We start from the raw sequence: 26,210 nt of genomic DNA on the forward strand, positions 1-26,210 counted from the left end.
TGGATTCCGTTCGCTTGCGATTTGGCGAGAGTTCAATCCGCAATCCGAAGTCCCCAATCCGCAATCGATTCATCCCTTCCTAAACATCTTGAGCATGCGTTGGGTCACCAGGAACCCGCCGGCGACGTTGATCATCGCCAGCAGGATGGCCGCCAGGCCGAGCACCACCGCCGGGGTGACGCCGGCGTCGCCGATCGCGCCGCCGGTCAGCAGGCCGCCGACGATGATGATGCCGCTGATCGCGTTGGTCACCGCCATCAGCGGCGTGTGCAGCGCGGCCGAGACGTTCCAGATGACGTGCCAGCCGACGATGCACGCCATCACGAACACGGTCAGGTGCTGCACGAAGGCCTGGGCCTCGCCGCCCGCGGCGCCGGCCTCGCCGCCCGCTTGGAAACGCAGGTAGCCCCACACGGCCGCCAGCAGCAGGCCCGCCGTGATCATCACCGCGTCCATCGACTTGCCCCGCGGCGCATCGGCTTCCTCTTGCCTGGCCGGCGTGGGCTTGGTTGGCTTGGGGGTGGGGGGCGTGGGCGCCGGCAGCTCGGGCGGCGGCCAGGTGACCTGCCCGTCGTGCGTGACGGTGATCGCCCGCGTCACGACGTCCTCCATGTCGATCCTCGGCTCGGCCCCGCCCAGGTGCTTGATCAGGTTGACCATCACGTTGGCGTACAGCGAGCTGGCGGTGTCGGCCATGCGGCTGGGCATGTCGGTGTAGCCGATCACCGTGACGCCGTGTGTCTGGACCTTCTCGCCGGGCTCGGTGTACTCGCAGTTGCCGCCCTGCTCGCCCGCCAGGTCGACCACGACCGAGCCGGGCTTCATCATCTCGACCATGTCTTTCAGCCACAGCTTGGGCGCCGGCCTGCCCGGGATCAACGCCGTGGTGATGACGATGTCGACCTCCTTGGCCTGCTCGCGGAACAACGCGAACTCGGCGTCGAGGAACGCCTGCGACACCTCCTTGGCGTAGCCGCCGGCGCCCTCGCCCGACTCCTCGATCTCGACCGTCAGGAACTCGCCGCCCAGGCTCTCGACCTGCTCCTTGGTGGCCGGCCGGGTGTCGAACGCCCGCACCACGGCGCCCAAGCCCTTGGCGGCGCCCACCGCGGCCAGGCCGGCCACGCCGGCGCCGATCACCAGCACCTTGGCCGGCGGCAGCATGCCGGCGGCGGTCATCTGGCCGCCAAAGAACCGCCCGAAGTTATTGGCCGCCTCGATCACGGCGCGGTAGCCGGCGATGTTGGCCATCGCGCTGAGCGTGTCCATGGACTGCGCGCGGGTGATCCGCGGCACGGCCTCCAGCGCGAGCGCCGTGACGCCGCGGTCCGCTAGCTTCGTCAGCAGCTCGGCGTGCTGGGCGGGCTGCAGGTAGCAGGCCAGGATGTCGCCCTTCTCCAGCCGCCCGACCTCCTCGTCTGTGGGCGGCCGCACCTTGAGGATCATCCCGGCGTCGAACCACAGCGACTGCGTGTGGTCGGTCACCTCGGCGCCGGCGTCGCGGTAGGCGTTGTCGGTGAACCCCGCCTGCTCGCCGGCGCCGGCCTCAATCACGACCCCGTGGCCCAGTTTTAGCAGCGCGCGGACCGAATCGGGCGTCGCGGCGACACGGCGTTCGCCGGCGGTGATTTCTCTAGGGATCGCGATTCGCACAGCGTGGGTCCGCGTCGTATGGGGCCAAAATGAGAGGAGCGCCAGGAGAGGGTCAGGATAACGCTCGCCGCGTGCGGTGTCACCGGCCCCGCCACGGTGGGCGGCGGAAGCCAGGGGCCCGCCAGTGGAGAAGGAAGCTTCACTTGTCCGAGCGGATGCGGCACAATGAACCACGCTCGTCCGCCCAAACCGACCCGCCGAGAAGCCGATTATGTTGCGCTCCGTTGTGCGTCGTTCGCTGCTGCTGACCTGTGTGGCTGCTCTTGCGGCGCCGCCCGCCCACGCCGTCCCCACGCCTGACTTTAGGCTGCCCGACCACCTCGGCAAGGAGCACGCGTTGTCGGACCACGCCGCGAGCGAGCTGGTGGTGGTCGCGTTCCTGGGGACCGAGTGCCCGCTGGCCAAGCTGTACGCGCCGCGGCTGCAGCGGCTGGCTGACGAGTTCGGCCCGCGGGGCGTGGCGTTCCTGGCGGTCGACTCGAACTCGCAGGACTCGCTGGCGGAGATCGCCTCATTCGTCCGCCGGCACGGGGTCGAGTACCCGGTGCTCAAGGACCAGGCGAACCGCGCGGCCGACCTGCTGGGCGCCACGCGGACGCCCGAGGTGTTCGTGCTCGACCGGTCACGCGCGGTGCGGTACCAGGGCCGCGTCGACGACCAGTACGTGGTCGGCGTGAAACGCGACGAGCCCACCCGCGAGGACCTGCGCGAGGCGCTCGAGGAGCTGCTGGCGGGCCAGCCGGTGTCGCGGCCGCAGACCAAGGCGCTCGGCTGCCTGATCGGCCGCACGCGCGAGGTGAACGAGGACAGCCCCATCACCTACAGCAAGCACATCGCGCCGATCTTCCAGCAGCGCTGCGTCGAGTGCCACCGCGAGGGCGAGATCGGCCCGTTCCCACTGCTGACGCACGAGCAGGCGGCGGGCTGGGGGGAGATGATCACCGAGGTGGTCCGCGAGCAGCGGATGCCCCCCTGGCACGCCAACCCGGAGCACGGCTCGTTCGCCAACGACCGCAGCCTGCCCGAAGACGAGAAGCGGCTCATCTACCAGTGGGTCGAGAATGGCTGCCCCGAAGGCGACCCCGCCGAGCTGCCCGCGCCGCCTAAGTACACCGAGGGCTGGCCCACCGACCGCGAGCCCGACGTGGTCTTCGCCATGGCCGACGAGCCGTTTGTGGTTCCCGCCGACGGCGGCCCCTCGGGCGTGCCCTACCAGTACTTCAAGGTCCCGTCTGGTTTCGAGCAGGACCGCTGGATCGACGCCGCGGTTGTGCAGCCCGGCAACCGCCAGGTGGTGCACCACATCATCGTCTACGCCGAGCCGCCCGGGGGCGATCGCCGCCGCGACTGGATCTTCCTCACCGCGTACGTGCCCGGCCTGCGGCACGAGCCGATGCCCGCCGGCGCGGCGAAGCAGGTCCCCGCCGGGTCGGACTTTGTCTTCGAGATGCACTACACGCCGGTCGGCTCTGAGCAGACCGACACCAGCCGGCTGGGGCTGCTGTTCGCGGAACCCAAGGCGATCAACCAGGAGGTCGTCACGACCGAGATCGGCAACACCGGCTTCAAGATCCCGCCGCACGACCCCAACCACGTGGTGACCGCCAGCAGCCAGCCGCTCGCCAAGCCGGCGACCCTGCTGTCGCTCTCGCCGCACATGCACCTCCGCGGCAAGGCGTTCCGGTACGAGCTCGCCACGCCGGGCGGCGAGCGCGAGGTGCTGCTCGACGTGCCCGCGTACGACTTCAACTGGCAGACCCGCTACGTGCTGAGCGAGCCGCGCGAGCTGCCCGCCGGCTCGGTGATCCACTGCCGCGCGGCGTTCGACAACTCCGACGGCAACCTGGCCAACCCGGACCCGACCAAGACCGTCCGCTGGGGCGACCAGTCGTGGGATGAGATGATGCTGGGCTACTTCGACGTGCTCCTGCCGCGCGACGACGCCCGCCCCGCCGGCGCCAAGCCGGTCCGCACCGGGCTGGACGTGGTCGGCATCTTCGACGCGGCCGACGCCGACCACAACGGCGGGCTGACCCGCGAGGAGGCCGAGGGCCGCGACCTGCTGGCCAAGCACTTCGCCAGCATCGACGCCAGCGGCGACCAGCAGCTGCAGCTGGGGGAGATCCTCGTGGCGCTGCGGGCGATGATGAACCGCTAGCGGAACGATTAGTGCGCCGCTGCCGGCTTGTCCGGCTGTGCGATCGCTGTACTCGCTCCGCACTGTCAGGCGTTGTAACCCGTCCGCCCGATTACGGAGCCACCGCCATGGCCATTGCCGGAACCGCGTTGCACTCGCCGTTTGATCTGCGATCGCTGCAAGATGGGTTGGGCCGCGTCAACCACCAGCCCGTCAGCGTTCACTCGTTCACAAACAAGCGATTCACCGTCAACTTCCGCGCGCCGATCGACCAGGTTCGGAAGCTACTGCACGCCGCCATCGAACCCGACGAGATCCCCAGCACGGGGTTGGGGATGTTCGGGATGTGCGCCTGCGACTTCTGGGTGAACCGCCTCGGATGGCTGCCGATTCCACGGATCCGCAACAACGACATGCTGTTTCGCGTCAGCGCCCGCATCCGCAAGGGCGGCCGCAGCCACCGCGCGTTCTACACCATCGGATCCAATTCGTCGTCGCGGCTGCTAGGGTTCCTCGGTCAGCGGTTCTCCCACTTCCGGAAACGGGTATCCGACTTTCAGCGGGTCGATAACGGCGCCGAGTACTCCCTCCAGTGCATCGACCCCGACCCGCTCGCTCGGGGCCAGCTTTGCGCCGAAATGGATTCGGTGTCAAAGGAACGACCGGAAACGACCGTCTTCTCCGACATCCAAGACGCCACCGAGTTCGTGTTCAACGTCGACGGGAGCTGCGGGTACAGCTTCGCCAAAGACAGGCTGTCGTTTCAACCGATCGACTACCCCGAGTGGGACATGTACTTCTGCCACGGCTGCACCTATCGTTTCCCGCTGTTGGACCACTTGGTTCAATCCTTGGGTATCGACGCCGAGTTTGATTCGGTTCTGTTCATGCAGAACACACGGCAAACGTGGTGTTCATCATGGCTCTACCCAAGTCGTGCGGCGTAGTGAATCGATTAACTTGAGTTGGCCGGGCGACATGCCCATGCCCAGGCGTCGCACTGCGGGCGAGCGCGCAGTGGCACCCGGCGTCGGCCAGCTTGATGGGACTGGGCTATGAAGTATTACTATCTCTGGCATGGATACCCGCCTAAGCAAGCGCACTGGGGACGTGAATGGAGAGTCAAATTTGAGCCGCCGGATGTTGAAGGGATGGTTAAGCTCAGAGGGCCTAAGGAGTTAGGCGACTGGAACAGGCAAACCGAAGGGCGGTGTCCAGATGCATCGTTTGTGGTGGACTTCACCGTCGCGAGCGGTCGATCCTGGCCGATCTTCTCAGCACGGATGAAGCAGTTCGTTGAGGGGCTAGTCCCCGGCGATCTCCAGTACCTTCCGTTTCGGCTTGTGAACGACCCCGATAAGCCCAAGATTCCTGCCCGCACAATGTACCTGGGCAATGTGCTTACGGTCGTGGACTGCATCGACAGGCAACGTACCAAGGTCCGCAATGACGATTGGACCCCGCGTCCTAACGGAATGTTTGAAGTAAGAGGTCCAGTTTGGCTAAGACGCAGCTTAATCGCGGATGAGCGACTCTTCGTGATTGGCGGGACCCCTACTATGGTCTTGCGAGAGGACGTCAAAGAGTTAATCGAAGCGGAAGGCTTCCGTGGGGTGGTCATCGTTCAGGAAATGCCTGTCACAGACGATTGAACAGTTCTTGTCCCGTATGGGGAGGGTTTCCAGCGAATCTCATCGGCGAGTCGGGCGGCCGGGGTGGCCCGTTTGGGGCTCCACTGTCCGGCTTGTCCGGCAGTGCGATCGCTGTACTTACTCCGCCGGGCGCCACTACGATCGACTGCACTTGGGGCAGCGAATAGAGAAACCACCGAACGCACTCGGTTCAGGTGTTCCACGCCACCCTTGATTGGTTGCGTGCGCTGCCATAATCAGCACCCAACGCTGCTTGCTTTGCGCATCACGAGGCGCTCTCCCAAGATCTGGATGCTCCATACACTCGCTTTGGAAACAACTTGTGCAAACTAGAGTCCCCATCATTCGAAGGGCTTTCTGGAGAACACTTCTCGATGACTTGTCCGTAGGATCGCCATTGAGGCTACTGGCACAGCCAGCGAGTTGTGAGATGTCCAGCTTATAGATGCCGTCGCCTGTAAACGCCAAAGAGTCGACTTGCCCAGCGATCACAAACCCAAAGTCTTCGCCAACGTGATCTCTCTCGATTTCAACACGTTCAGGCGTCGTAATGAAACTGCCATCAGAAGCGATGCACTTCAAATCGTCGTAGGCTCGGCGTGAAGCGATAAAGAAGCATCCTCCATCTACCGCGAACGCGCCCGCCTCATCAGTTGCGGCTGCGTTGATAGCAGTGGCCGGAAGGCGACATCGGCCAGAGAGATCCGAACTGACATGATACACCGCCGGCTCATTCACTAGATCGCCTACTACGACCTCACTACCACAGAGTGAAAAGCCAATGTAGTCATCGCAATCAGACTTACTCACCCTTAGCTCCGCTGGTGATAAAGACCTTCTACTAGGAACACCAATATCTCCTGCTCAGAGACGTTTGGGTAACGGCTTCTCTGGAACGCCAGCGGTGCATCGGTTATCGACTCTTGGCACACCATCGACGAGTTGTAAAGCATCGCCGGCTCTAGATCCGTAGTATGCCCGTATCCCCCGACGCGCATAGTTGGTCCACAACCTAGTCCGCCCATCCGCGCGCCCCGCAGAGGCAGCTACGATTCATCCCTCAGCGGCCCGACTCGAGGTGGTTTTCAATAGAAACCGGCCACCCTGCGCGATCTAATGAACGGTTGCCCGGTATGCCGTGGCGACCGTTCTGGGGCGCTGTCTAAGTCTAACGGGGCGGCTGACCTTGGACTGGGTTGTGTCCGCTGGGATGCGCACGAACGGACAAAACCCCCTGCCGCTGAGACGCGGGGGGGGCTGCAAGTCGTTGCTCAAAAACGGCTTAGGCGAAAAGCGGTGCGGAGCTGTGCCCGGAGTTTTGTCCGCTTCGCGCGTGTTCTCGGACAAAACTCCCGGGGAGGTAGGGGGCACGCGAGGATCGGCGAGCCGTGTGCCGTCTTCACCCCCACCCCGGCCCTCCCCCGCGGGGGGAGGGAGTCTGGCCTAGCGGAACAGGCTGAACGAGCCGCTGATGCTCCGCTTGGGCGCCTCGATGACGTGCGGGTGGATGTCGAACGGGATGACCCGCGCGTTCTTGCTGTTGGGCGGCACGCGGGCGAACTTGGGGTTCAGGCCGCTGGCCACCTGGCCGTGCTTCTGCTGGAACACCTGCTTGAACTGCGACTCGACCTGCGCGGCCTTGCTGGCGGCCTGCGACGGCAACGTGGCGCGCTGCAGCGGGTCGGACGGCGTGTTGTACGCGGCGCCGAACGCCTTGATGACCGGCATCATCTGTTCGGTGGGGAGCAGGTTGCCCTGGTCGTCGATCCGGGCGACCTCGTCGTACGACCCGACCGTGACGTAGCTCTGGTAGCGGTCGTGGAACTCGTAGGCCTCGATGTTCAGGCGGCGCATCTCTTCGACGAGCAGGTGGGCGTTTTCGGCGGCCTCGATCAGCGGGTCGACGTCCGGCTTCCGCTGGCTGCGGGTGCTGGCGAGCGAGGCGGTCTGGAGCTGCGCCTTGCCGGCGAACGTGGCGACCTTCACCGTGTAGCGGCCCTTCATGTCCAGCAGGCTGTGCTTGACCCCTTTGTTCATGTCGGCCACGAACTTGTCCACGCCCTTGGGCACAAAGTACTCCTTGGGCAGCAGCGGGTTGCGGGTGATGAACGCGGTGCGCATCGGCCCGTGGGGCTCGGCGTTGCTCACCTTCTGGATGACCCGCTCCTGGTGCCGGCGGATGTAGGCCAGCGTCTGGAAGGTGGGCTTGTCCTCTTCGATCTTCAGCGCGTCGGGCTCGAACCGCTTGATGTTGTCCAGCATGCGCTGGGCCTCGGGGTCGTCGACGTTGGGGAAGTCGCCGACCAGCACGGCCCACTCGTGCACGGTGTCGCCGCTGCGGTACTTCATCTGCTTCCGGTTGCCGTGCTTGTCCACACCGCGGCCGACGTTCTCGGTGTCGAGCTCCAGTTTGAGGTCGTGCACGTAGGACCGGGCGTTGAGCCGCTGGCGGAGCTCCAGGGCGACCTGACGGGCCTGCTGCTCGGCGCCCTCGCCGGTGAAGGTGGAGGCCATGATGAGCCACGGCCCGTGCGTCTGCTCGAGCGAGTAGGACTCGCTGGGGTCGGCCTCGACCCGCTGCACCGGCACGAAACGGCGGAACAGGTTCTGCGCGGCGGCCGGCGGGGCCGGCGCCAGCACGGCGGCGAGGGTGAGCAGGAGGGCCGGTTTGAGCATGCGTCCGAGCATGGACTGTCTCCGTTGTGCCTAACAGGGCGCTTTGGATCAGGGGCGATGGGGCCGGGACGTTAGCGGATTGGCGGGATCGGATCCAGGCCGGCCCACCCCTTTTTCCGCCGCCCGATGCTGGTCGCTGCGGTAAGATAGGGGGGCGGGGCTCAGCGCGCCGGCCCAAGAACCGGCGCCAAGCGGCGAACTCCCCAGGTGATCATCCCCGCCCCTTCCCAGCACACCCGTCCAGGCCGAACCCTATGACCTCCCTTCACCGACCCTACGCCGCGCTGCTAGCGGCTTGCCTGCTGGCCGCGACTCCTATTGTTGCCGTTGCCCAGTCGACGCCGACCGACGGCGTCCGCGTGGCGCAGAAGCCGGCGGCCTCGAAGACCGCCAAGAAGGTGCGATACGCCAACCTGGTGCTCAGCGGCGCCGTGCCGGAGGGCCCCGGCGGCGCCGGGCCGTTCGCCGAGATGAAGACCAGCCTCGCCAAGCTGGTCGCGAAGATCGACCGCGCCGCGGACGACGACTCGATCGAGGGCATGGTGCTCGACCTGCAGAACCCGCAGCTCGGCCGCGGGGGCGTGGATGAGGTGCGGGCCGCGATCAAGCGGTTCCGAGAGTCCGGCAAGACGGTGCACGCCCAGCTCGAGATGGCCACCCCCGGCGACTACCTCATCGCGTGCGCCTGCGACCAGATCATCATGCCCGAGAGCGGCCTGCTGGTGCTGCCCGGCGTGCGCGCCGAGGGCCTGTTCATGAAGGGCCTGCTGTCCAAGGTGGGGATCGAGGCCGACTTCCTCCACATGGGCGACGCCAAGGGCGCCGGCGAGACCTACACCCGCGACCAGTGGAGCGAGCCGGTCAAGAAGAACCTGACCGCGATGGTCGACGACCTCTACGTGCAGCTCTACGAGACCATCGGCCTCGACCGCCCGGTCACTGAAGCCCAGGCCCGCGAGGCGGTGGACCAGGGCGTGATCAGCGCCGGCGAGGCGCTGAAGCTGGGGCTGATCGACCGCGTGGCGTACCCGGACGAGGTGCGCGCCACGCTGGCCGGTAAGCACGAGGGCGACAAGCTGGTGTACGTGGAGAACTACGGCGCGAAGAAGGTCGACACCGACTTCTCCGGCCCCGCGGGGTTCTTCAAGCTGATGGGCGTGCTGGCCGGCGCGGGCAACGACGGTCCGGCGCGTGGCAAGAAGGTTGCGGTGGTGTACGCGGTGGGCCCGATCATGACCGGCAAGAGCGAGTCGGACCTGTTCGGCGCCACGACCATCGGCTCGACCTCCATGGTCGAGGCGCTCGACACCGCCAACCGTGACAAGGATGTCGTGGCGATCGTGCTGCGGGTGAACAGCCCCGGCGGCTCGGCGATCGCCAGCGACCTGATCTGGCGCAAGATCCAGCAGATCGAGAAGCCGGTGATCGCCAGCATGGGCGACGTGGCGGCCAGCGGCGGCTACTACATCTCGATGGGCGCGGACAAGATCATCGCGGAGCCGCAGACCGTGACCGGTTCGATCGGCGTGGTGAGCGGCAAGATGGCGCTGGCCGGCCTGTACAAGAAGGTCGGGCTGTCGGTCGACGTGATCAGCCGTGGCGAGAACAGCGGCATCTTCAGCAGCACCGACAAGTTCACCGAGCGGGAACGCCAGGCCATGCTGCGGATGATGGAGGACGTCTACGGGCAGTTCACCAGCAAGGCCGCCGAGGGGCGCCACATGGAGCAGGACAAGCTGCTCTCGCTGGCCAGCGGCAAGGTCTACACCGGCCGCCAGGCGAAGGAGAACGGCCTGGTCGACGAGCTCGGCTCGCTGCACGACGCGGTCGCCGAGGCCAAGAAGATGGCCGGCCTGAAAGCGGACGAGAAGGTCCGGATCATGACGCTCCCCGAGCAGCCCGACCTGTTCGAGGAGCTGTTCGGCGGCGGCAAGCAGCAGCGCGAGGTGTCGGTGCGGGTCGAGGGCCTGGCCCTGCCGGCCGGCCTGCGTGAGGCGGTCGGCCGGTTCAGCGTCTGGCAGCGGCTGCTGCAGAAGGAACGCGTGGGGCTGTTTATGCCCGTCGAGATCGTGGTTGAGTAACCCGACGCGTACGGAGCAGCGTCGCGAGGAGCAGCCCCGCGAATGTGGCGGCGGAAGGCTCGGGCGCGGCCGATGGACTCAGCCCGGCGCTAGTCCCGTAGTTGTCGCGCCAGAGCAGGTACTGGCCGGATCCGACCGCGGCCCCGGTGGCGTCGTTGGGCAGCGTGCCCGCCGGCTGGCCGACGTTGTCGCGCCACACGGTGTAGTCGGCCGCGTCGACGAGGCCGTCGTTGTTGTAGTCGCCTAGGAGCGGGTCGCCCCCCATCGGCGGCGCAATCGTGGCGACCTCCCAGCCGATGTCCTGCATCGCGGCCGCGTCGAGCGCGGTGAGGTACTTGCGTGTCCCGCTGGTCACGTCCGGGTCGAGCGAGGCCTCCTGCGTGATCGACGTGCCGAGGATGGTGCTATCGACGCCGTAGCCCCAGTGGCCGCCGATCGCCGCGGGGTACGAGTTTCCGTTGGCCGCGTAGGCGTTGCTGCCGAGGAAGCTGCCGCCAGAGATCAACGCGTACCACTCCGACGCCGTGCCCAAGCCGAGCGCGTGGCCGACCTCGTGGATCACTACCGAGTAGAAGTCGTCTTTGAACGTGCCGACGTCGGTGGTCCAGTCCCAGTGCCAATCGGCGCTGCTGTCGGAGTCGAAGGTGACCGAGCCGCCCCAGGCGGCGAACTGGCCGGCGGGCTCCCCACGCGATTCCACCGCCTGGGAGAACGAGTCGCTGATCGCGTTGATCTGGTCCACCTCGGCGGACGTGAAGAAGCCGCCGTTGCCACCCTGGCTCCACCCGTAGCCGCCCGGGCCGCCAATGCCCAGGGTCGTGCCGGCGATGGACCGCCCGCCCGCGTAGATGCGGTACTCGTCCGCGGCGATTACCTGGTCGGACAGCGTGACGGAGCCCCCCGTCGCCGGGTGGGTGAAGGTCATGTCCCACGCCCAGGTAGCAACGCCGTTGAACGCCGAGCTGGCCAGCGGATTGGGGGTTCGGATTTCGGAGAACGTGTCGAGCAGGATCTCGGAGTAGTAGCGGGCTACCTCGTCCAGGGCGGCCCGGGCCTTCTCGCCGGCCGCGGGCCCGTCCGGGTTGCCGGCGCCGAAGAAGTTGTAGGAGTCGTAAGAGTAGTCGATCACCACATTGACCGCGCCCGCCTGGGCGGCGAGCGCCAAGACCAACGCCGGGGCCAGGGCAAACCGTAGGTGCATTTTCCGCCTCCTGCGTGGGGGATCGTCCTCAAGGGAATCGGGCGAACGCAGACTACGGGCCAACCGGGCGGAGGTCAACGATTCTGCCCGCCGGCCGCGGGGGCGATGCCCGCAACGCTGGCGTCCCGCCGGTTGACCCCCGCTCGCGGGCCGACGTAGAATCTGGGTTTGCACCGGGCGGATCACGCCCGGGGGATCGGCCGGCGTTGGCTTGGGCAAGCGCCGGCTCGTTTTCTGCCGTCGTATTTACTGCCCACATTGCTATGAGCGGGGGTCCCGCGTGCCTGGCGTTTGTGTGATTGGCCTCCAGTGGGGTGACGAGGCGAAGGGCAAGATCGTCGACCTGCTGACGCAGCAGAGCGACTTCGTGGTCCGCTACCAGGGCGGCGCCAACGCCGGCCACACTGTGGTGGTGGGCGACCAGACCTACAAGCTGTCGCTGTTGCCCTCGGGCGTGCTGACGCCGGGCGTCACGTGCGTGATCGCCGGCGGGGTGGTGATCAACCCTGCCAAGGCGATCGAGGAGCTGGACGAGCTGAAGGGCCGGGGGATGACCCACCTGGACAACCTCAAGATCAGCGACCGCGCGCACGTCATCATGCCGTGGCACTTCGCCGAAGACCGGGTGCTGGACAAGAGCACCGGCGGCGAGGACATCGGCACCACGCAGCGCGGCATCGGCCCCTGCTACCGCGACAAGGTGGGCCGGTCGTTCGCGGTGCGTATGGGCGACCTCTACCGCGACTCGTTCGCGGAGCGCGTGCGGCACATCGCCGTGGCCAAGAACGAGCTGCTGGCCGCCGAGGACCGGATCGACGCCGACGCGGTCATCGAGCAGTACTCCGGCTTCGCCGAGAAGCTCAAGGCCCACGTCTGCGACACCACCGAGATGCTGCTGACCGCCGCCGAAGAGGGCAAGCAGCTCTTGTTCGAGGGCGCGCAGGGGTCGCTGCTGGACGTCGACCACGGCACCTACCCCTACGTGACCAGCAGCAACAGCTCTGGCGTGGGTGTGTGCAACGGGTCGGGCGTGCCGGCCAAGCACATCACCCACACGCTGGGCATCGTCAAGGCGTACTCCACCCGCGTTGGCGGCGGTCCGTTCCCGACCGAGCAGGACAACGAGTACGGCCAGCACCTCCGCGACCAGGGCAACGAGTACGGCACCGTCACCCGCCGCCCGCGCCGGTGCGGCTGGCTGGACGCGGTCGCGCTGCGGTACACGGCCCGGCTGAGCGGCGTCGACGCGATCAGCGTGATGCTGATGGACGTGCTCAGCGGGCTCAAAGAGATCAAGATCTGCACCGCCTACGAGCTCGACGGACGCACCACCGACACCTACCCCAGCCACGTCGACGACCTCCGCCGCGTCACGGCCGTCTACGAGACCCTGCCCGGCTGGGACGAGGACATCACCGGCTGCCGCGAGATGGACCAGCTCCCGCCCGCGGCGCTGGGCTACCTGAAACGCGTGAGCGAGCTGGTAGGCGCCCCGGTCGAGTACGTGTCGGTCGGCCCGGGCCGCGAGCAGACGATTGCGGCGGCGGCCGCGGTGGGGGCCTAGCTCCGGCGCGTCGCCACGAAACCACCACGGCCCCCACGAACGCAGCTCAACCTCCCCTACGCAGCCCGCCATGACCGCCGGCGTTGACCCGCCCCCGTCGCTCGCCGAACTGCCCCCCGAGCGGTGGCCCCGGCACATCGCGATCATCATGGACGGCAACGGCCGCTGGGCCGAACGCCGCGGGCTGCCCCGCATGCAGGGCCACGAGCGCGGCGTCACCTCGGTACGCCGGGTCACCGAAGAGGCGGCCCGCCTGGGCGCCATCGGCGACCTGACCCTCTACTGCCTGAGCAGCGAGAACTGGAAACGCCCGCAGGCGGAGCTCGACTTCCTGATGCGGCTGCTCGCGCAGTACATGGTCGACGAGCGGCCGACCATCATGGACAACAACATCCGCGTGTCGATGCTTGGCCGCCGCGCCGGCCTGCCCGACGACGTGCTCGCCGAGGTCGATAAGACCATCGAGCTGAGCGCGGCCAACACCGGCATGCGGCTCAACCTGGCGATCAACTACGGCGGCCGCGCCGAGCTGACCGACGCGGTCGCCCGGATCGCGGCCGAGGCGGCCGACGGCGCCCTCTCGCCGGCCGACGTCAGCGAGCAGGTGATCTCCGACCGGCTCTACACGGCGGGCCTCCCCGACCCGGACCTGCTGATCCGCACGGCGGGCGAGCTGCGGATCAGCAACTTCCTGCTGTGGCAGGTTAGCTACGCGGAGATCTGGGTCACCGAGCGGTGCTGGCCCGACTTTACCGAAGAGACGCTCCACCACGCGATCCACGACTTCGCCCGGCGCGAACGCCGTTACGGCGGGTTGAATGTCTGAACCCCCGCGCCCCCGCAACCTTTCACCCCGGCCGGCTCCCCTGTGCTGATTTGGCGACTACTGGTTGGAGCGGTGCTGGTGAGCGTGCTGGGGGGGCTGGCCTGGCTCGACTACCACTCGCCCAGGCCGGGCCTGTGGCTCTCGCCGCTGGCATTCCTGGGGGCGTTCCTGGGGGCGGGCGAGCTCGTGCGGCTGTTCGAGAGCAACGCCAAGCTGTACGAGAGCGACTCCGCCACCGGCGAGCCGCGCCACATCACGCCGACCCGCTACGTGGTGGCGACCGGCGCCCTGCTGACCGTGGTGATCAGCTTCGCACCGCTGTTCTACCCGACCCGCGGCGAGGCGGTCGCCAGCGCGGGCTGGACCGCCATTGGTCTGGCGCTGAGCGTGCTGATGGCGATTGTCGTCGAGATGCTCCGCTACCAGCAGCCGGGCGTGGCGACCATCCGGCTCTCGCAGGCGGTGCTGGCAATCGCCTACAGCGGCGGCCTGATGGGGTTTGTCGTGCAGCTCCGTCTGATCAGCGGCGACCGCTGGGGCGACGACGGCCGCTGGGGGCTCATCGCCCTGCTGTCCGTGGTGGCGATCACCAAGTGCAACGACACCGGCGCCTACTTCACCGGCCGGATCTGCGGGCGGCACAAGATGACGCCCATCCTCAGCCCGGGGAAGACCTGGGAGGGCGCCGCCGGCGGCCTGGCGCTGGGGCTGGTGGGCGGGCTGCTGGTGCTGGGACCGGTGGCCGAGTATTGCGGCTGCGTTTCGGGGAAGTCGGGCGCCGCCTGGTGGACCGGTGTGGCCGTCTACAGCGCGGTGCTGGTGGTGGCCGCCGTCTGCGGCGACCTGGCGATCTCGCTGCTCAAGCGGGACGCCGGGTTGAAGAATTCCAGCTCGTGGCTCCCCGGGTTTGGGGGGGTGCTCGACCTGCTGGATTCGATTATCTTCTCGGCCCCGATTGCCTATGTCCTCTGGGTGCTGGGGGTGGTGGGGCCGTAGCCTGCCAGGAGGCCAGCCCCGCTACAAACGGGGCAATTGCCACAACCCGCTGCCCCGGCGATACTTGCGCGTGTGGGGGCGCCAACTCCTGGCGTCGGGATTGGCGGATCAGGTATAGTTTGAAGCAGTGGCGGGCGCGGATGTCCGCCGGTTGAGGCGGCCTTGCGGCCGCCGTTGTCGTTCCAGGAGAGTGACCATTCTTCCGCCGCAGGTTCTTCCTCCACAGGCCGAAGGCGTTGCGTAGGAAATCGGGAGCCGGCCCAGGCCGGCGCGAAGCCCTACGCCCCCAACATGATCGAAGCTTTCATTCCGGTCAGTGGTCCCGACCAGCTCATCCAGCTCTTCGGCCCCTCCGATCAACACCTCCGCAGGATCCGCGAAGCCGTCCCCGCTAAGATCCACGCGCGGGAGGGTAAGATCCGCGTCAGCGGCGACGAGGCGGCCGTCCTGCAGGCGACCGCTATCATCGAGCAGCTCAAGAACGAGGTCAGCGTCGGCGGCGTGATCTCCGCGGAGTTTGTCGACACGGTGCTGGCCGGGCTCACCGATTCCAAGGCGACCGGCCCGGTCGAGATGAAGGTCGACGTGCAGCGGGCCGGCGTGAGCATCCGCCCCCGCACGGCCGGCCAGGGCGCGTACATCGAGGCCATCCGTTCCAACGACCTGGTCTTCTGCATCGGGCCCGCCGGCACCGGCAAGACCTACCTGGCCGTGGCCGCCGCGGTCGAGGCCCTGCGGCAGAACCAGGTCCGCAAGGTGGTGCTGGTCCGCCCCGCCGTCGAAGCGGGCGAGAGCCTCGGCTACCTGCCGGGCGACCTGCGGGCCAAGATCAACCCGTACCTGCGGCCGCTGCTGGACGGGCTGGGCGAGATGATGGACTTCGACCAGCTCAAGCGGTACATGGCCGAGGACGTGATCGAGGTCGCACCGCTGGCCTACATGCGCGGCCGCACGCTGAACAACGCGTTCATCATCATGGACGAGGCGCAGAACACGACCGTCGGCCAGATGAAGATGTTCCTCACCCGCATGGGCGCCAACAGCAAGGTGGTGGTCACCGGCGACGCGACCCAGGTCGACCTGCCGCCGCACACCATGAGCGGCCTGATCGACGCCCGCCGCCGGCTGCTGGGCATCGAGGGCTCCGAGTGGGTGGAGCTGTCTAAAGAAGACATCGTGCGGCACCGCCTAGTGCAGGAGATCGTCAACGCCTACGAGGAGGGCCCGGACGCCCGCTGATGATCCCGCATGTCTAACGGCGCGAAAACGCGAACACGCAGCCAGCGGGTGGCGTCGGTCGAGCTCCCCCGCGGACGCTTCGCCGCATTGGCCGCCAACCTGCGCAAGGGCCGCGTGCTCCTGCGGATTGCGCTGTGCATGCTCACGGCGCTCGCCATCCTGGCCATGACCCGCGGCTGGGACCCGCCCCGCGACTTCCGGCCGGACCGCATCCCGGAGCGGGCGGTCACGGTCCGCACGCCGTTCGACGAGGTCGACCCCGAGGCGACCGACGAGGCCCGCGACGAGGCCCGCCGCCTGGCGGTGGCCGTGTACGACCACAACCCGGCGTCGATCACGCTGCTCAAGAGCGAGCTGAAGAACGACCTCAGCACCCTGATCAGCGCCGACAACTTCGAGGCGGTCAACCAGGACCTGTGGGAGAGCTTCTCGCCGCCGCTGGCCGAGGGCACGCCCGAGCCGACCCTCGAGGAGCAGCAGCAGCAGTTCCAGCGGTTCAAGCAATCGCTCTCGCAGGAGGGCGCGATGGACACGCTCAAGGGCGCCATCGACGAGCTGTTCTTGCCGCTCGAGCAGCACGGCGTGATCGCCCAGCTGCCCGCCGAGCACGACGCCAACCCGGAGCGGATCGAGGTCCGCCCGCTGGGCAGCACCGGCAGCTTCGACGCCACGTTCCCGGTGAGCGAGGTGCGGTTGGAAGACGTGCTCAACCGGCTGCAGCGGCAGATCACCCAGAAGGTGCCCAGCCTGGAGGTGGCCAACCGCGTGTTCGCGCGGATCAGCGACCGGCTCCCCGCGGCCACCTCGCTCAAGCTCAACCGCGAGGCGACCTCCACCGCGCAGCGTGAGGCGGTCGACAAGGTGGAGCTCGTCCAACGCCACTTCCAGCGGGGCGACCTCATCGCGCCCGCGGGCCAGCCGCTCACCGAGGAGCAGCTCACGCGGCTGGAGCTGGAGTACCAGCAGGAGATCGCCGACCGCTCGGCCGGCCAGCGGCTTGGCCTGGCGCTGGCGGTGCTCGGCATGTACGTGGCGCTGTTCACGGTCGGTGGGTTCTTTGTCTACCGGCTGGACGGCGGGTTCGTTTCCGAGCTGCCGCGGCTGGTGACCCTGCTGCTCACCATCCTGGCGACGGTCGGCGTGATGCTGCTGACCCACGCCAACGGCTGGCGCGCCGAGGCGATACCGCTCCTGCTGTTCGGCATGACGATCGCCGTGGTGAGCCGCCAGGACGTGGCGCTGTTGCTCAGCGCGGCGATGACGCTGGTCATCGTGATGGCGGTCGGCTACGACCTGGTCGACGCCATCGTGCTGCAGGCGGCGGCCACCGGCGCTATCCTCACCCTCGACTCCGTCCGCACCCGCAGCAAGCTGCTGGTGGTCGGGTTCCTGGCGGCCGCGGTCGGCCTGCTGACCGCAATCGGCGCCGGCGTGGTGGCTGGTCACGAGATCGCCCCGACCGTCCGCATCGCGTTGAACCTGGCGCTGTGGTGCGTGATCGCGGGCTCGCTCATGACCTGCCTGCTGCCGCTGGTCGAGAAGGTCTACGGCGTGCAGACCGACCTCAGCCTGATCGAGCTGGGCGACCCGGCCCACCCGCTGCTGCAGGAGCTGATCCGCCGTGCTCCGGGCACCTACAACCACTCGATCACCGTGGCCTCGCTGGCGCAGGCGGCGGCCGAGTCGATCGGCGGCCGCGGGCTGCTGGTCCGGGTCGGCGCGTACTTCCACGACATCGGCAAGATGCTCAAGCCGGGCTACTTCATCGAGAACCAGTCCCGCGGCGATAACCGCCACGACACGCTGGTGCCGGCGATGAGCACGCTGGTGATCATCGCCCACGTGAAGGACGGCGCCGACCTCGCGCGGCAGAACAACCTGCCCGAGTGCATCGTCGACTTCATCCAGCAGCACCACGGCACCACGCTGGTGGAGTATTTCTACCGCCAGGCGGCCAACAAAAAGAACGAGGACCCGGACGCGGCGGACGTCGACGAACGGTCCTTCCGCTACCCGGGCCCCAAGCCCCAGACCAAGGAGGCCGGCGTGCTGATGCTGGCCGACGCCGTGGAGAGCGCCAGCCGCGTGCTGGTCGAGCCGACCCCGGCCCGCATCGAGAGCCTGGTGGAGGACATCACCCGCAAACGGCTGGACGACGGCCAGTTCGACGAGTGCGGCCTGACGCTCCAGGAGCTGCGGAAGATTGGCGACAGCCTGGTGAAGTCGCTGACCGCGGTCTACCACGGTCGCGTGAAGTACCCCGATCAGGAAACGGCCTAGGCGCAGCGGATGCAGATCTCGGTAAACAACTCGCAGGCCACGCTCGCCGTCAACGAGCAGATGCTGATCGACGCCGCGTCGGACGTGCTTTCGGAGGCCGACCTGACGGACGGCACGCTCAGCATCGCGGTCGTGGACGACGAGCAGATCCACAAGCTCAACCGCGAGTTCCTCGACCACGACTACCCCACCGACGTGCTGAGCTTCGACCTCGGTGACGCGGGCCGGTTCGAGGGCGAGGTGATCGTCAGCGCCGACACGGCGGCCGCGAACGCGCAGGAGTATGGCGTGCCGGCGGCGCAGGAGTTGCTGCTCTACGTGATCCACGGCACGCTGCACCTGGTCGGCTACAACGACAAGTCCGACGAGGAGGCGGCCGAGATGCGCCGGGCCGAGCAGCTCCGCCTGCAGCGGTACTTCCCGGGCGGGCGCCCCGCCACTCCCCCAGGAGACCGATAGCCGTGTCCCCCGACGCCCTGCTGTGGCTCGCCATCGCGTCCGCCGCGCTCAGCTGCCTGACCGCCATCGGGGCGCGCACGCTGCGCGAGTTCTCGCGGCACGACCTGCAGGAGCTCTGCCAGCAGACCGACCGGCTCGACCGCTTCAGCGAGGTGCTCAAGATCCACGACCGCAGCGCCCTGGCGGCCGAGATCCTGACCGTGATCAGCTCGGCGGTGTTCGTGGCGTCCGCCTCGTTGTGGGCGCTGTTCACCTGGGGCGGCGAGGTGCTGGCCGACTCGGAGGTCACCCCCAGCTGGGGCGTGGTGGCCGTTGGCGCGGCGGCTCTGGGGATGGCGTTTATCCCGCTGCGCATGCTGCTGCCGTGGTCCGTTTCGCGGCTGTGCGCGTCGTCGTTCCTGTACTACACCTGGCCGATCTGGAAGGCCGTGGCATGGCTGATGACCCCCCTGCTGTGGGCGGCCCACGTGTTCGACACCACCCTGCACCGCATGGTCGGGCAGACCCCCATCACCCTCGACAGTGAGACCATCGAGGAAGAGATCCGCACGATCGTCTCCGAGGGGCACCGCGAGGGCCTGCTGGAGGAGGACGCCCGCGGCATGATCGAGGGCGTGATCGAGCTCGGCGACGCCGACGTCGCGCACGTCATGACGCCCCGCACCGACATGCACATGCTGCAGGCGGACACGTCGTGGGAGGATATCCTGGACGACGTGATCAAGATGGGCCACACCCGCATCCCGGTCTACGGCGCCAACCGCGACGACATCCTCGGCGTGCTGTACGTAAAGGACCTGCTGCCGGAGCTCGCCAAGCCGGGCGCCGAGCCCCGCGCCCCGCTGGCCGAGCTGGTCCGCAAGCCGGTGTTCGTCCCCGAGACCAAGGCCGTCGACGACCTGCTGGAGATGTTCCAGCAGATGCGGACGCACATCGCCATCGTGCTGGACGAGTACGGCGGCGTGGCGGGGCTGGTCACCATCGAGGACGTGCTGGAGGAGATCGTCGGCGAGATCGTCGACGAGTACGACCCCGAGGTCGAGCAGGAGGTCCAGCGCATCAACGACGACGTCTGCGAGGCGATCGGCAGGGCCCACGTCGACGAGATCAACGAGCTGATGGGCTTCGACCTGCCGGAGGACCAGGACTTCGACACCATCGGCGGGTTTGTCTTCTCCGAGCTGGGGCGGGTCCCCGTGCCGGGCGAGACCTTCGTCTGGGAGGAGCAGATCCACCTGACCGTCGTCGACGCCAGCAAACGCCGGGTCGAGCGGGTCCGCGTCGAACGGCTGCAGAACGCCGCCGCCGAGAGCGCCTAACCGCCGCCCGCCGCGCTCAACCTTGCGGGCCCGCGGGACCGCCATCAAACTAGCGGTTCTCCCCTCCGCCCGCATCCAACCACTTCTTACCTCACGCCCCCGACACGATGTCTCAAATCAAGCGTATCCTGGTCACCGGCGGCGCCGGCTTCCTCGGCTCCCACATCTGCGAGCGGCTCGTAGCCGACGGCCACGACGTCATCTGCCTGGACAACTTCTTCACCAGCCAGAAGAGCAACGTCACGCACCTGCTGGACCACTCGAACTTTGAGCTCATCCGGCACGACATCACCCACGACATCTACCTCGAGGTCGACGAGATCTACAACCTGGCCTGCCCCGCCGCGCCCGGGCACTATCAGTACAACCCGATCAAGACGATGAAGACGTCCGTCATGGGCGCCATCAACCTGCTGGGCATGGCCAAACGCTGCAACGCCAAGATCCTGCAGGCGTCCACCAGCGAGGTCTACGGCGACCCCGAGGTGCACCCCCAGCCCGAGAGCTACCGCGGCGCCGTGAACCCCATCGGCACCCGCGCCTGCTACGACGAGGGCAAGCGCGCCGCCGAGACGCTGTTCATGGACTACCACCGATCAAACAAAGTGAACATCCGAGTGGTGCGGATCTTCAATACTTACGGCCCCCGCATGCACCCGTACGATGGCCGGGTGGTCTCGAACTTCATCCGCCAGGCCCTACACGGCGAGGACATTACGATCTTCGGCGAGGGCAACCAGACCCGCTCGTTCTGCTACCGCGACGACCTGGTCGAGGGCATCATCCGCATGATGAACGGCCCGGACGACTTCATCGGGCCGGTGAACATCGGCAACCCGGGAGAGTTCACCATCCGCGAACTGGCCGAGCAGGTCGTCGAGCTGACCGGCTCGAAGTCTAAGTTCGTCACCAAGCCGCTCCCCTCCGATGACCCCACCCAGCGCCAGCCGGACATCACGCTCGCCAAGGAGAAGCTCGGCTGGGAGCCCAAGATTGCGCTCCGCGAGGGCCTGACCAAGACGATTGAGTGGTTCCAATCGGTTGACCTCGACGACTTCCGCGCCCCGACGCCTAACTATTGATTGGCGGCTACGCCCCAGGCGCCCCTCGCTCCCTTCACGAACCGAGCATCGGTTTTAAGTAGCGAGATCGGCCCTCCTCTTGAGCATTGAACCGCGCTTCCTGCTTCGCAGCCGTGGCGATGCGAGGTTCGCTGGCGTCAGGCGTCGCGGATCCTACCCGCTGCTGCGCGCCCGACGCGCGATGTTCTTCCGCGAATGTGGCAAGTTGCTGGGGTCGCGCGTTCTTAACCTGCGGGGGCATTCCGACCGGCAGAACCACTGGAATCTTATTAGCCGGCGGAGTCCCGGGATCGAGGCGAGCACCCCGAGAGATTTGCCTATGAGTTCGTTGAACGGTAAACCGCGGTGAGGTAGGCTTTCCGAGTGCTTGGCATTTCACCGGCCAACGCCCACCCATGAAGGCAGTTTGTGTGGATTCACTTTACGAAGGAGGCAGTTGTGTTGTCAGGCATCGGTAGCAGGTTTTGTAGGGGAGCGGCGGTCGCCGCGGTCGCGGCGTTAGCCTTCGTAATGGCGGAGGGAACGGCGGCCGCCGAGGACGCGGCAAAACAGCCCAACATCGTCTTCATCATGGGAGACGACATCGGCATGTGGAACATCGGGGCGTACCACCGCGGCCTCATGGCCGGGCGGACGCCCAACATCGACAAGCTGGCGGCCGAGGGCGCCATCTTTACCGACTACTACGCCGAGGCCAGCTGCACCGCCGGCCGGGCGAACTTCATCACCGGCGAGCTGCCGATCCGCACCGGCCTGACCACCGTCGGTCAGGCGGGGGCGACGATCGGCATGCCGGCCAAGGCGCCGACCATCGCCACGGCGCTCAAGGAGCTCGGCTACGCCACCGGTCAGTTTGGCAAGAACCACCTGGGCGACCGCAACGAGTTCTTGCCGACGCTGCACGGCTTCGACGAGTTCTTCGGCTATCTTTACCACCTCGACGCGATGGAGGACCCGTTCCACCCCAATTACCCCCAGGACCTGAAGGACCGGGTGGGGCCGCGGAACGTGCTGCACACCTGGGCGACCGACAAGGAAGACGCCACCGTCGACCCTCGCTGGGGCAAGGTCGGCAAGCAGAAGATCGAGGACAAGGGCCCCCTGCCGCCGCACCCGATCGACGGCATCGACCTGAACATGGAGACCGTCGACGACGTTATCCGCGACCACGCGTTCAACTTCATGAACAAGGCCAAGGAGGACCAAAAACCCTTCTTCATCTGGCTCAACCCAACTCGGATGCACGTCAAGACGCACCTGTCTGAGAAGTACGAGAAGATGCAGACGCCGGAGAACGGCTGGAGCATCCAGGAAGCCGGCATGGCTCAGTTCGATGACATCATCGGCGACGTCATGAAGCAGCTTGAGGAGATGGGCGTCGCAGACAACACGATCATTGTCGTCACGACCGACAACGGCACCGAGGGTTTCACCTGGCCCGACGGCGGCACCACCCCATTCAAGGGCTGGAAGGGCATGGGCACCGAGGGCGGCTTCCGTTCGCCGTGTGTGATCCGCTGGCCCGGCAAGGTCAAGCCGCAACAGGTCATCAACGGCATGATGTCTGGTCTGGACTGGTTCCCGACCTTCGTCGCCGCGGCCAACTACGAGGGCAACATCGCCGCCGACCTAAAGAAGGGCAAGAAGCTCAACGGCAAAGAGTACAAGGTCCACCTGGACGGCTACGACCAGACCGAGCTGCTGACCAACGGCGGCGAATCGGCCCGCAACGAGCTGTGGTACTTCACCGAGTCGACCCTCGCGGCCGCGCGGGTCGGAGACTACAAGTACGTGTTCATCGATCAGCCCGGCGGCTGGTTCGGCCCGAAGGTCAAGTTGGACTGGCCGGGCATCTACAACCTGCGGCTCGACCCGTTTGAAAAGATGAACATCGGCGATTCGATGTACGCCGCCAACTGGTGGACCTACGAGTTCTGGCGGTTCGTGTTTGTGCAGCAAGAGGTGGCAAAGCTGGCCAAGACCGCCGTGGACTACCCGCCGATGCAGCCCGGCGCAAGCTTCAACCTTGAGGCGGTCAAGACCAAGGTGGAGAAGGCCCTGGCCAACCGCACCGGCCAGTAGCCGCCAGTTGAGAGTCGACCCATAACGCGTCCGTCAGCGGCGGGCCCCTGCCAGCAGGGGCCCGCCGCGTTTCAACCTGCCGTGGCCAATCGCGGTTTTTTTCCGCCCGACCCATCCGGAGCCCGAACGTCGCCATGAGAACCCACGCCCGTATCTGTCTTGTGCTGGCGGCCTTGTCTGCCTCTGCCGGGTGGCGCCAAGCCCTGGCAACCGGTCCCGCCCCCCTGCCCTCCTGGAACGAGGGGCCGGCCAAGTCGGCCATTCTCCAGTTTGTCGGCAAGGTGACCGACGAGACCTCGCCCGACTTCGTGCCAGTCAAAGACCGCATCGCCACCTTCGACAACGACGGCACCCTGTGGGTCGAGCAGCCGATGTACACGCAGCTCGTCTTCGCCCTCGACCGGATTAAGGCGCTCGCGCCCGACCACCCCGAGTGGAAGACCACGCAGCCGTTCAAGGCCGTGCTGGAGGGCGACCTCGCCGCGCTGAAGACCGACGCCAAGCAATCGCTGCTGGAGATCATCGCCGCGACCCACGCCGGCATGACCAGCGAGGAGTTCGCGCAGACCGCCAGCGACTGGATCGCACAGGCCAAGCACCCGCGGTTCAAGCGGGTCTACACCGAGTGCGTCTACCAGCCGCAGCTCGAGCTGCTGGAGTACCTGCGTTCCAGCGGGTTCAAGACCTTCATCGTGTCGGGCGGCGGCATTGAATTCATGCGCCCTTGGACCGAACGGGTGTACGGCATCGCCCCGCCGCAGGTGGTTGGCTCGAGCGTGGCGACCAAGTTTGAAATGAAGGACGGGCGGCCCGTTGTCATGCGGCTGCCGGAGATCAACTTTGTCGACGACAAGGCCGGCAAGCCGGTCGGCATCAACCAGCACATCGGCCAGCGGCCGATCCTGGCGTTCGGCAACTCCAGCGGCGACCGCGAGATGCTGCAGTACGCCACCGGCGGCGACCGCCCCGGCCTGGGCCTCTTGGTCTACCACAACGACGCCGAACGCGAGTACGCCTACGGCCCGGCCGGCGGCCTGCCCGACTCCAAGATCGGCACGTTCCCCCAGGAGCTGATGGACGAGGCGGAGAAGAACGGCTGGGTGGTCGTCGGGATGAAGGACGCGTGGTCGCGGGTCTTCCCGGCCGAGCGGTAGGCGTCTCGGTGCGGGCGCAGTCCAGCACGCGGTTGTCGGAATAGTTGGGGCATCGGATGAGTGACGGGTCCGGCAAGCTCGGCACGCTCTCGACGCTGTCGATCGGCATCGGCGGCATGGTGGGCGGCGGCATCTTCGCCACCACCGGGCTCGCCGTGCAGCTCACCAAGGGCGCGGTCCCGCTGGCGTTCGTGGCGGCCGGGGTGGTGGCGCTCCTGACCAGCTACTCGTACCTCAAGCTCTCTGTCGCGTTCCCCGGCGAGGGCGGGACGGTGGAGTTCCTCAACCGCGGCTTCGGGACCGGCGTGCTGACCGGCGCGTCGAACATCCTGCTCTGCTTCAGCTACATGGTGCTGGTGGCGATCTACGCGTACGCGCTGGGCAGCTACGGCGCCAGCTTCTTCCCGGCCGACGAAGCCGGTTTGTGGCGGCGGGTGATTGCCAGCGGCGCGCTGGTGGCGCTGACGGCCGCGAACGTGCTGGGAGGATCGGTGGTCATCCGGTCGGAGAACGCGCTCAACCTGGCGAAGATGGTCCTGCTGTTGTTGCTGGTCGCGGTCGGCCTGGCCACGCCTATGGCGTGGGAACGGCTGGCGCCGGAGAACTACGTGCCTCCGCTGTCGGTCGTCTCGGGGGCGATGGTCGTGTTCTTCAACTACGAGGGCTTCGAGCTGATCGCCAACGCGTCGGGCGAGGTGCGGGACCGCCGCCGGTCGCTGCCGATCGCGTACCTGGGCGGCGTGGCCGCGGCGATCGTGTTCTACGTGCTCATCGTCGCCGTGACGGTTGGCCACCTGCCGTACGCCGAGGCCGCCGCAGCCGGCGACCACGCGCTGGCGGCCGTGGCCGAGAAGATCATGGGCCCAACCGGGCACGCGTTGATCGCCCTGGCCGCCGTGCTGGCGTGCGGGTCGGCTATCAACGCCACGCTGTACAGCGCCGGCCGGCTGACCTACACGGTCGCCCGGTCGGGCGAGCTGCCGCAGGAGTTTGAACGCCAGATCCGCGGACTTCCATTGGAGGGCACGTTCCTGCTTGCGGTGGTAGGGCTGTTGCTGGCGAACCTCGTCCCGCTGGACGCGATCGCCACGATGGGCAGCGCGGGGTTCCTGTTCATCTTCCTGGCGGTGAACGTCGCGAGCGTGCGGCTGGCGGGCCAGACCGGCGCGCGGCGGTGGGTGTCAATGCTGGGTGCGGCGAGCTGCGCGGCGGCGCTGGCGCTGATGTGCGTCCAGATCGAGCAGGGTCCCCACAGCCTGCGGCAGCTGGCGATCCTGGGCGGCCTGGTCGCGGCGGCGCTCTTGATCGAGGTGCTCTACCGGTGGTGGACCGGGCGCACGATCCACGTCCACCACTCGAAGCCCTAGCTGAAGGGCGTGACGCCGCCGCGATCTAGGCCTGCTGGGCTTCCGCTGCGGCCCGCCGGATCGAGAGCCACGCCCAGCTCCCGACCACGGCGCCGACCAGGTCGGCCGCGAGGTCGAGCGGGTCGTACATGCGATTGAAGATCGGCTGGGTGACCTCGTCGAACAGCCCAATCGCGATGGTGATGAGCGTCGCGACCACAATAGTCACGCCCGGGGACAAGCCGCGGACACGCATCGTCACCAGCGCGGCTGTCAACGCGTACGAGAGCACGTGGAGGATCTTGTCCGTTCCGTTGACGGGCGCGGCCGCCAGCAGGTCCTGCGGGTAGTGCGTCGCGGAGAACAGGACTAGCAGGTAGACTGCCAGCAGCCACGGAGCGTGCTTCTCGAGCGTGGCGACCCAGCGGCGGCGGAGATCGGAGGCGGGCGTCACGATGGTTGG

19 protein-coding genes are annotated in these 26,210 nt (G+C 67.3%); 15 read left to right on the forward strand and 4 right to left on the reverse strand.

Annotated features, from left to right (window positions below; all coding sequences use genetic code 11):
* Nucleotides 1-69: 69 nt before the first annotated feature.
* Entirely contained in the window at nucleotides 70-1,653 is a 1,584-nt protein-coding gene (locus tag KOR34_RS08710) for a Re/Si-specific NAD(P)(+) transhydrogenase subunit alpha (protein WP_197531262.1), read from the reverse strand.
* 211 nt (nucleotides 1,654-1,864) lie between these two features.
* Between KOR34_RS08710 and KOR34_RS08715 the strand changes: the two genes are divergently transcribed.
* The 3 genes from KOR34_RS08715 (at nucleotide 1,865) to KOR34_RS08725 (ending at nucleotide 5,442) form a co-directional block, all read left to right on the forward strand.
* Entirely contained in the window at nucleotides 1,865-3,811 is a 1,947-nt protein-coding gene (locus KOR34_RS08715) for a redoxin domain-containing protein (protein ID WP_146564055.1), read from the forward strand.
* Nucleotides 3,812-3,918: 107 nt separating this feature from the next.
* Nucleotides 3,919-4,737 carry a hypothetical protein gene (locus tag KOR34_RS08720; protein WP_146564057.1) on the forward strand — a complete coding sequence of 273 codons (819 nt, stop codon included), beginning with the start codon at nucleotides 3,919-3,921 and terminating at the stop codon, nucleotides 4,735-4,737.
* 108 nt (nucleotides 4,738-4,845) lie between these two features.
* Nucleotides 4,846-5,442: an imm11 family protein gene (locus KOR34_RS08725; RefSeq protein WP_146564059.1), complete on the forward strand. Its 597-nt coding sequence runs from the start codon at nucleotides 4,846-4,848 to the stop codon at nucleotides 5,440-5,442.
* Between the two features lie 1,443 nt (nucleotides 5,443-6,885).
* Here the strand turns inward: KOR34_RS08725 and KOR34_RS08730 are convergent.
* Nucleotides 6,886-8,130 (reverse strand): hypothetical protein, encoded by a 1,245-nt coding sequence (locus KOR34_RS08730; protein WP_146564061.1) that lies wholly within the window; start codon nucleotides 8,128-8,130, stop codon nucleotides 6,886-6,888.
* A 242-nt stretch (nucleotides 8,131-8,372) separates the two neighbouring features.
* Here KOR34_RS08730 and sppA point away from each other — a divergent pair, with 242 nt between their 5' ends.
* Entirely contained in the window at nucleotides 8,373-10,199 is a 1,827-nt protein-coding gene (sppA, locus tag KOR34_RS08735) for a signal peptide peptidase SppA (protein WP_146564063.1), read from the forward strand.
* Here the strand turns inward: sppA and KOR34_RS08740 are convergent.
* Nucleotides 10,171-11,400, reverse strand: coding sequence for a hypothetical protein (locus KOR34_RS08740; RefSeq protein ID WP_146564065.1), 1,230 nt, complete (start codon nucleotides 11,398-11,400; stop codon nucleotides 10,171-10,173). The genes sppA and KOR34_RS08740 overlap by 29 nt on opposite strands.
* 280 nt (nucleotides 11,401-11,680) lie before the next feature.
* Between KOR34_RS08740 and KOR34_RS08745 the strand changes: the two genes are divergently transcribed.
* From KOR34_RS08745 to KOR34_RS08795, 11 genes are all read left to right on the forward strand, one after another.
* Nucleotides 11,681-12,964, forward strand: coding sequence for an adenylosuccinate synthase (locus KOR34_RS08745; RefSeq protein WP_146564067.1), 1,284 nt, complete (start codon nucleotides 11,681-11,683; stop codon nucleotides 12,962-12,964).
* Between the two features lie 70 nt (nucleotides 12,965-13,034).
* Nucleotides 13,035-13,790: an isoprenyl transferase gene (locus KOR34_RS08750; protein ID WP_146564069.1), complete on the forward strand. Its 756-nt coding sequence runs from the start codon at nucleotides 13,035-13,037 to the stop codon at nucleotides 13,788-13,790.
* 42 nt (nucleotides 13,791-13,832) lie between these two features.
* Complete coding sequence (locus KOR34_RS08755; protein WP_146564071.1) at nucleotides 13,833-14,786, forward strand: phosphatidate cytidylyltransferase; 954 nt, start codon at nucleotides 13,833-13,835, stop codon at nucleotides 14,784-14,786.
* A gap of 291 nt (nucleotides 14,787-15,077) precedes the next feature.
* Complete coding sequence (locus KOR34_RS08760; RefSeq protein ID WP_146564073.1) at nucleotides 15,078-16,025, forward strand: PhoH family protein; 948 nt, start codon at nucleotides 15,078-15,080, stop codon at nucleotides 16,023-16,025.
* Nucleotides 16,026-16,034: 9 nt separating this feature from the next.
* On the forward strand, nucleotides 16,035-18,305 hold the full coding sequence (locus tag KOR34_RS08765; protein ID WP_146564075.1) for an HD family phosphohydrolase: 2,271 nt from the start codon (nucleotides 16,035-16,037) through the stop codon (nucleotides 18,303-18,305).
* Nucleotides 18,306-18,314: 9 nt separating this feature from the next.
* Entirely contained in the window at nucleotides 18,315-18,764 is a 450-nt protein-coding gene (gene ybeY, locus KOR34_RS08770) for an rRNA maturation RNase YbeY (protein WP_146564077.1), read from the forward strand.
* A gap of 2 nt (nucleotides 18,765-18,766) precedes the next feature.
* On the forward strand, nucleotides 18,767-20,083 hold the full coding sequence (locus KOR34_RS08775) for a hemolysin family protein (RefSeq protein ID WP_146564079.1): 1,317 nt from the start codon (nucleotides 18,767-18,769) through the stop codon (nucleotides 20,081-20,083).
* 107 nt (nucleotides 20,084-20,190) lie between these two features.
* The gene (locus KOR34_RS08780; RefSeq protein WP_146564081.1) at nucleotides 20,191-21,165 is read left to right on the forward strand and encodes a UDP-glucuronic acid decarboxylase family protein; all 975 of its coding nucleotides are present in this window, start codon (nucleotides 20,191-20,193) and stop codon (nucleotides 21,163-21,165) included.
* Nucleotides 21,166-21,606: 441 nt separating this feature from the next.
* Nucleotides 21,607-23,247: an arylsulfatase gene (locus KOR34_RS08785; RefSeq protein ID WP_228714549.1), complete on the forward strand. Its 1,641-nt coding sequence runs from the start codon at nucleotides 21,607-21,609 to the stop codon at nucleotides 23,245-23,247.
* Between the two features lie 134 nt (nucleotides 23,248-23,381).
* Nucleotides 23,382-24,401 (forward strand): HAD family hydrolase, encoded by a 1,020-nt coding sequence (locus tag KOR34_RS08790; protein ID WP_146564082.1) that lies wholly within the window; start codon nucleotides 23,382-23,384, stop codon nucleotides 24,399-24,401.
* 56 nt (nucleotides 24,402-24,457) lie between these two features.
* Nucleotides 24,458-25,768, forward strand: coding sequence for an APC family permease (locus tag KOR34_RS08795; RefSeq protein ID WP_146564084.1), 1,311 nt, complete (start codon nucleotides 24,458-24,460; stop codon nucleotides 25,766-25,768).
* A gap of 25 nt (nucleotides 25,769-25,793) precedes the next feature.
* Here KOR34_RS08795 and KOR34_RS08800 read toward each other — a convergent pair whose 3' ends face one another.
* Nucleotides 25,794-26,201, reverse strand: a complete 408-nt coding sequence (locus tag KOR34_RS08800; RefSeq protein ID WP_197531264.1) for a VanZ family protein — start codon at nucleotides 26,199-26,201, stop codon at nucleotides 25,794-25,796.
* Nucleotides 26,202-26,210 lie beyond the last annotated feature (9 nt).

Source organism: Posidoniimonas corsicana, assembly GCF_007859765.1.
Taxonomy (GTDB): Bacteria; Planctomycetota; Planctomycetia; order Pirellulales; family Lacipirellulaceae; genus Posidoniimonas; species Posidoniimonas corsicana.